The sequence below is a fragment of the Paenibacillus popilliae ATCC 14706 genome (genome assembly GCF_000315235.1).
Lineage (GTDB): Bacteria > Bacillota > Bacilli > Paenibacillales > Paenibacillaceae > Paenibacillus_B > Paenibacillus_B popilliae.
This window is the reverse complement of sequence record NZ_BALG01000308.1, coordinates 1-8,088: the sequence shown is the minus strand read 5'-3', so window position 1 is coordinate 8,088 and position 8,088 is coordinate 1. Positions and strand designations below refer to the sequence as shown.

The 8,088-nt window shown below is 53.9% G+C and carries 1 protein-coding gene; it reads left to right on the top strand.

All coding sequences use genetic code 11. The annotated features are described in order from the left end of the window. Positions 1–187: 187 nt before the first annotated feature. Positions 188–8,088, top strand: a 7,901-nt coding sequence (locus PPOP_RS16645; protein WP_006287812.1) for a DUF6531 domain-containing protein, incomplete at its 3' end; no start/stop codon positions are given.

The window sequence follows — 8,088 nt, the reverse complement described above, 5'->3', positions numbered from 1 at the left end:
GGGTGGTGAGAACTTTCATTCTACACGAATCCGGCCATGAGCCTTTTGTTTTTTTATTTCCAGAAGGTGTCGCACTTCATTTTACAATCCGTCAAGATAAAAAAGAGGGGGGGCGGCGATGAACAAGGGTGCATGCGTATAAATTCATAGAGATAATAGATGCAAAGAGTAGCGAGAGGAGAGCAAGATGCAGACGAGAGCTTGTGTACAGGGGATTTTTATAGGTTTATGTATTAGCTTGCTAGCGGGGGTGTTTTCATCTCTGGAAATTACTGCGCTGGCGCCAGCAACGGTTTATGCGGACAAGGTGGAACGATCAGCATCCGACGAAAGCGATGAAGTAGCCGACGTGGGGTGGATGGCCGAGGGTGATCTTGCGCATGGCGCCAAGCCGAGCAGCATTGACTTTGCTAACGCCTCTCGGGTGAAGCTTACGGCGGGAGAACTAACCAAGCTCACCTACATGGACATGGATGCCCATGACAGTGTCTATCTCAAGGTGGACTTGACGAAGGGAGTCGCTGTAAGTTTTCAAGCTACTGGAGCCGCAGGCTTGGAAATGTATACAAGCAACGGCACGCGCGTAGCGAGCAGCGCTACGAATTGGTTAATCTATACAGCAGAGGACACGGACACGTATTATCTCAAAGCGCTCGCAGGAGACAGTGAGGCAGCGATTGTGTTGCGGATCTCGCAGGCTATCATAGCGCCTGGTACGTTGAATTATACGGGGAGTGAGGACTTCGCTTATTTCGCGACAAATGTGAAGGCAGACCGCACGATGGTCTTCGAGACAAACGCCAATGGTGGCTTGGTGAAACTGTATAACGCCCCGGATAAAGATTCCTCTTGGGGTGGCGCGATAGCTTCCAGTTCAAGCTCACGCCTGTCGTACACGGCAGCGGCAGAGGGTTTGTATTATTTGTACGTGGAAAAGGGTACCACGCTACGTGCCGCAGACGGTTCTGACTTCGCCCATGCCTACCCGGCGACGTTCACGGAGGGGGAACTAACCAAGACGGACAGCTACACGGTACCAGCCCGGGAAAGTGCCTATTTCAAAGTGGACTTGACCGGAGGAGTGCCTGTACGATTCCAAACGACTGGGGCAACGGGTTTGGCGATCTATGACCAAGAAGGCGCGCGCTTAGGAAGCAGCGATACGGATTCGCTGCTGTATACAGCGGAGGACACGGGAACGTATTATCTCCAAGCGTTCGCGGGAGACCACAAGACCGCAATTACGGTATGGACCTCGCAAGTCTTTACACCGCCTGGTACGTTGGATTATACGAGGAGATATGTATATGCCTATTTCACCACCAATGTGAAGGCAGACCGCACGATGGTCTTCAAGACAGACTACCAATATAGCACGTTTAAACTGTATAACGCCCCGAGTACCTCTCAGGATAACAAAATAGCTTCCAACTCAGGGGATCTATGGTATACAGCCTCAGCAGACGGTTTGTATTATTTGGAAGTAGGGGAAGGTACAACCTTGCATGCCGCTGACGGTTCTGATATGGCCCACGCCTACCCGGCGACGTTCAGTGAGGGAAAATTAACGAAGACAGACACCTGCACAATACCCGCTAAGGAAAGTGCCTACTTTAAGGTAGACGTACCCGGAGGAGTCGCTGTACGATTTCAGGCTACTGATGCCGTAGGCTTGGAAATGTACTCAAGTAGCGGTACGAAATTAGCAAGCAGCGCTACGGATTCGCTACTGTCTACAGTGAAAGCCACGGGAACGTATTATATCAAAGCGGTAGCGGGCAGCCACAAGGCACAGATTAGGTTGTGGACCTCGAAAGTCTTCACACCGCCTGGTGCGATCGATTATTCAAGGAGCGGGGGGGAAAGTGCCTATTTCACCACGCATTTGAAGGCAGACCGCACGATGATCTTCCAGACAAACATCAACTCCTTTCCTAGAGTTGAATTGTATAGCGCTCCGGATAAAGCTTACTCTTGGGATAGAGCGATAGCTTCCAGTTCAAAAACAGCCTTATTTTATTCGGCCTCGGCCGAATCAGTCTTACGGTACACCCCCTCGGCCTCAGGTTTGTATTATTTGCGCGTATCTGGCGGTACCATCCTGTATGCCGCAGACGGTTCTGACATCGCCCATGCCTACCCGGCGACGATCACAGAGGGAAAACTAACCAAGACAGAGACCTACACGGTACCCGCCAAGGAAAGTGCCTATTTCAAGGTGGACGTAACCGCAGGAATCCCTATACGATTTCAAACGACCGGAGCCATGGGACTGGAGATCTATAACAAAGCAGGCGCGCGTTTAGCGAGCAGCGCTACGGATTCGCTACTGTATACCGCGAAAGCCACGGGCACGTATTATCTCAAAGCGTTAGCGGGCAACCGCAAGGCATTGATTACGTTGTGGACCTCGCAGGCTTTCAAGGCACCCGGTGTGTTGAATTATACAAGGAGCACGGGGAGCGATGCCTATTTCACCATAAATTTAAAGGCAGACCGCACGATGGTCTTCAAGACAAACGGCAAATTTTGTTGGCTTAACCTATATAACGCTCCGGACAAAGTTTCCTCTCATGATAGTGCGGTGGCTTCTAGCGCTTATAGTTGGAGCTCAAAGCTATTGTATACGCCCTCGGCAGCGGGTTTGTATTATTTGCGAGAATTGGGCGAAGGCACCACCGTACATGCCGTAGACGGTTCTGACACGGCCCATGCCTATCCGGCGACGTTCACGGAGGGAGAACTAACCAAGACGGATATCTACACGGTACCCGCCTTTGAAAGTGCCTACTTCAAGGTGGACGTAACCGAAGGAGTCCCTGTAAGCTTTCAGGCTGCTGGAGCCGTAGGCTTGGAAATGTATACAAGCAATGGCTCAAGAGTAGCGAGCAGTCATACCGATTCGCTAACCTATACAACTGAGGTCACGGGAACGTATTATCTCAAAGCATTAGCGGGCAACCGCAAGGCGACGATTGCGTTGTGGACAGCGCAGGCTCTCTTAGCGCCCGGTGCGTTGGATTATCCAGGCAGTGGGGGTACCATTTTCGCGACCAATTTGAAGGCAGACCGAACGATGGTCTTTACCACAAACTATAACTATAGCTCGATGAAGCTGTTTACCGCCCCGGACAAAGCTTCCGCTGGGGATAGTGAGATAACTTCCAATTACAAATCAGACTTGGTGCACACGCCCTCGGCAGCGGGTTTGTATTATTTGGAAGTGGGTGGCGGTACAACCCTATGTGCCGTAGACGGTTCCGACATCGCCCATGCTTACCCGGCAAACGTCAATACAACGGTTGAATACTCCGTACCGGCCGGGGAAAGCGCGTACTACCAAGTGTCACTGGAAGGCGGAACCGACTATACCATCGCGGCCCGATCCGGCAGCGGGATCACCCTCTACGATGCGAACGGCACAGGCTTAGGAACAACCGACCGCACCGTCCTGGATTATCGCGCGCCAGATGCCGGGACGTACTATATCCAAGTGGCTCATAACGGATCGCAGCCGACAACGATTGGTTTGAACGTATATGAAACATGGTTGCTTGACCAAACCGGCACCATCGGTTACAGCGGCACCACCGATTTGCGCGGTTATTTGGTACAAGATCAGAACTATAGCATCACGCTCATAGGTGGCCGTTCCCTATCGCTGTTCAAAAGCGGCACCTTTACAGCGGTCGATTCGACAAGCTCTTGGAACAGACTCACCTACACGCCGAGCGCTTCGGGGCTATATACGATCACAGTATATGGCGAACCTGGGGAAGAGTTTAGAATAAGCACATCCGGCATGCTCTCGGGGATGCTGGCTTATAAGCAGATCGCCAAATTTGATCCGTCCGCGGTTGACCCGCAGTCGCTCGTGCAAGACCCGATCGACACGTCCACGGGCGCGCATGTGATCACGCTGTCCAAGCTAGGTCAGCAGAGCGCGTTTCCGTTCGACCTTACGCTCCAGTATCATTCCCTGCTGTTAGGCGCAGGGCCGCTTGGCAAGGGCTGGAGCCACAACTATGAAGCGCAACTCGTGCAGCATGGCGACCAGGTGGTCGTGCATTGGGGAGCGAATCGCCACAATACGTTCTGGCCTACAGGTGAGGGCAAGTATATTTCCACAGAAAGCGCTGCGCAGCAAGATACGCTGGTGCGGCAGGAAGATGGCCGCTTTACCTACACAAGGAAGAAAGACCAGACGGTCTACCAGTTCGACGCTGCGGGCAAGCTTACGGAGCAGCACCATGCGCACGGGCACACCTTAAGGTTTGCTTACCATGGGGACGGCACGTTAGCCACGGTGACGAACCGCATCACCAATCAGCGGCTACACTTTGCGTATGACGAGCAGCAGCAATTGCGTAAGGTGACCGATGATTTGCAGCGCGAAGTGGCGTTTCACGTAGACAGCAACGGCCATCTGATCGGCATCGCCGATGAGAACGGTCAAGCTGTTGCCTATACGTATGATGACGCCGGGCGCGTGCTAACCGGAACGAATGGCGAAGGCGTACAAATGTTTGCCGACACCTACGATACGGCGGGACGTGTGGTGAAACAAGTGGATGCCGTAGGGGGCAGCTCGCACTTCCGTTATGATGAAGAGACGCAACCGGGCCACCTGATTACGACCGTCACCGATCGCGAAGGTCACGTCAGCACGCTGATTCATGATAACCAGTACCGTGTGCTCCAAAAAACCGATGAAGTCGGCGGCAGCACCCGTTTCACCTACGATGCGTCCGGGAACCGGCTGACCAGGGTGGACGCGAATCACGAGACGAGCAAGATGACCTATGATGAAGCAGGAAACTTGACCCGCGTGCAGGACCCTGCGGGGAATGTACTGCAGATGACCTATGACGACCGTCATAATGTGTTGACCGCAACCGACCCGACGGGCCGTCAAGTGGTGAATACGTATGATGCCAACAACAATTTGCTCCGTACGACCGATACCGACGGGCACGAAACTTCTTATACGTACGACAGCAACAGCTTGGTGCACACCAAAACAACTGCTAATGGCGGTGTGACCCGCTATCAGTACACAGACGGCCAATTGACGGCAGTCACCGATCCGGAAGGCAACCTGACGACGTTCACTTATGATGCCGCCGGGCACCTGATCGAGACGACAGACCCGCTAGGCGGGGTGACTCGCCTAACGTATGACGCCAAAGGCAATGTGACGCAAATCACAGATGCGCTCGGTCACATCACGACGATGACGTACAACAGCCACGGCGATATAGTAAGTAGAACGGATGCACTGGGCAACACCACAAAATATACTTATAATGGAAACGGGAAGCTAACGGAAAGGCAAGATGCGCTCGGTCACCTAACCCGTTACGCTTATAGCGGGGAAGATCGTCTTGTGACTGTAACGGATGCGCTCGGCCAGAGCACCCGCCAAGTGTATGACGCCAAGGGAAGACGGATTCAGACGGTGGATGCGCTGGGCAACCGCACGACCTTCAGCTACGATCCGTTGGATCAACTGTTGACAAAGATAAGCCCAGAAGGAAACAGCATGTCCATGATCTATAATGCGGTAGGTCAAGTCATCCAGACGACAGACGGGATGGGGCAAAGCTCGCATAAGAGCTATGACAAGCTGGGGCGCATGCTTGAACGCACGGACCCGTTAGGTGGCCGCACGACCTGGACGTACAATGGCCGTGGCGAGGTGTTGTCGCACACCGATGCGGTGGGCGGCAGCCTGATCTACACGTACGATGCGCTAGGGGACGTACAGACGGTCACGGATGCGGCAGGGAATACGAAGAGCTTCACATATAACAAAAACGGGAAACTGACCGCGGTCAGCGACAAGGTACATGGCACGATAACGCATCGTTATGATGCCAACAGCCGCCTGATCGAAACGATCGATGCGCTGGGTGGCAGCCAGCAGTTCGCCTATGATGCCAAAAACCGCTTGATCCAAATCACGGATGCAGCCGGCGGCATCACTCGCTTCGAATATGATGCACTAGATCGCTTGATTCGCGAGACGGACGCGCAAGGACATAGCCAAACCTATAGGTACGACGCGCTCGGACGGATGACGCATGCGATCGATGCGGGCGGGTATGAGACGAGGAAGACGTATGATGCGGTCGGCAATTTGCTGACGGTGACCGATCCATTGGGTCAGGTCGTCACCTACACGTACAATGCCGCCGGACAAGTCCTTACGGAAACGGATGCCAACGGCAACGTCACCGCATTCACCTATAACAAAAATGGGTTGCTCACGCACAAGACCGATGCGTTGGGTCACATCACCGCGTACGCCTACGATAACGAAAATCGGCTTACGCAGATCACGAATCCGTTAGGTCACACGGTCCATTACCGTTACGATGCGCTCGGCCGCCTGATCGAAACGATCGATGCGCTCGGGCACACGAACCGCAGCGTGTACGACCCCGTCGGCAACGTGCAGCAAACGATCGATGCCGAAGGCGTGGTCACTGCTCAGGCGACGTATGACAAGGCGGGCAACCCGGTAACGATCACCGATGCGTTGGGCGCAACGACGACGATGCAGTACGATGCAGGGAACCGTCTGACCCGCGTCACGGATGCGCGTGGGAACACGCACACCTATGCATATGATGTGTTGGATCGCTTGGCTGCAGCCACCGATCCGCTGGCGGGCACAAGCAAGCAACATTACGATGCGTTTGGCAAGCTGACGAGCTATACCGATGCGAACGGGCATACGACCCGCTACGCCTACGATTCCCGTCAGCAACAGATTGGCGAAACGTTTGGCAGCACATCGAGTCTGCGCTCTTTAGTTGACAGCAGACCCTGGCCGAACATCACTTCTGTCACCGATAGCGTATACGGCAGCGCCAATCACCGCCGGATGGCAGCGCTTGGACCACAGTACGGCTATAATGATACAGGCAATCTGCTTACGGTAACTGGAGCAACCTATGGGTCGACACTGACTAGCTATACGGATCTTAACGGGGATACGACCAGCGGCGCCTACGCTTCACGTCATTTAGGGATGAGTGGGACACTGGGTGACCCATCGCATCTGCGCTACTCGTATAACAGCAGACAATTGCTAAGCAGCATGGTAAATGCGCGTGGCGACCAATTCACGTACGAGTATGACGCCGCTGGTCGATTGCACCAAGTGAGTGATGCGGAAGGCCAGCTCATCTACACCTATGAGTATGACGCCAACGGGAACGTCACTTCTGTCACCGATAGCGTATACGGCAGCAAACAGCGCACCTACGATAGGCTGAATCGCGTACTCACCAGCACAGATACGCGCGGACATACGATCGGATACACGTATGATGCTGCCGGGAACATAACCAAGCTGACGTATCCCGACGGCAAAGAAGTGAGCTACACCTACAATGCCAACGGGGAACTGCTTACGGTGACGGATTGGGCAGGCAGGCGAACCCGCTACACCTACGATGCCAATCACCGCTTGGTGACCACGACAAGAGCAGATGGTTCCGTGGAAACGAGAACGTACGATGCGGCCGGACAGTTAACTGTACTGCGCGATGCAGCGGCAGACGGCACGGTGTGGGTGCAAGATGACTTCACCTATGATATGGTGGGGAACGTGACGCAAGAAGGCGCGAACCGCTACCAGTACGACGCCAATCACCGCCTGATGGAAGCGGCTGGCCGCCAATACGGCTATGATGCGGCAGGCAACCTGCTCACGGTAACCGGAGCGACCTATGCGCCGATGGCTTATGGAAGTGGCAACCCACTGCTGATGTCCGATGGCCAACCGATCACGGTAACCGGAGCCACCTATGCGTTGATGACTTACGGAAGTAACAATCAACTGCTAACGTTTAATGGCCAAACGATCATGTATGATGCAGACGGAAATATGGTGTTAGGCCCTTTGAACGGACAGTTCAGCACGTACCGTTATGACGCCAACAACCGACTGATTCAGGCGGGTGACGTATACTATACGTATGATGCCGATCACGTTCGCCGTTCGATGACGAGCCCGGCAGGCACGACGTATTTTGTGACCAATGAGGAATCCATGCTCAGCCAACTTCTGATGGAAGT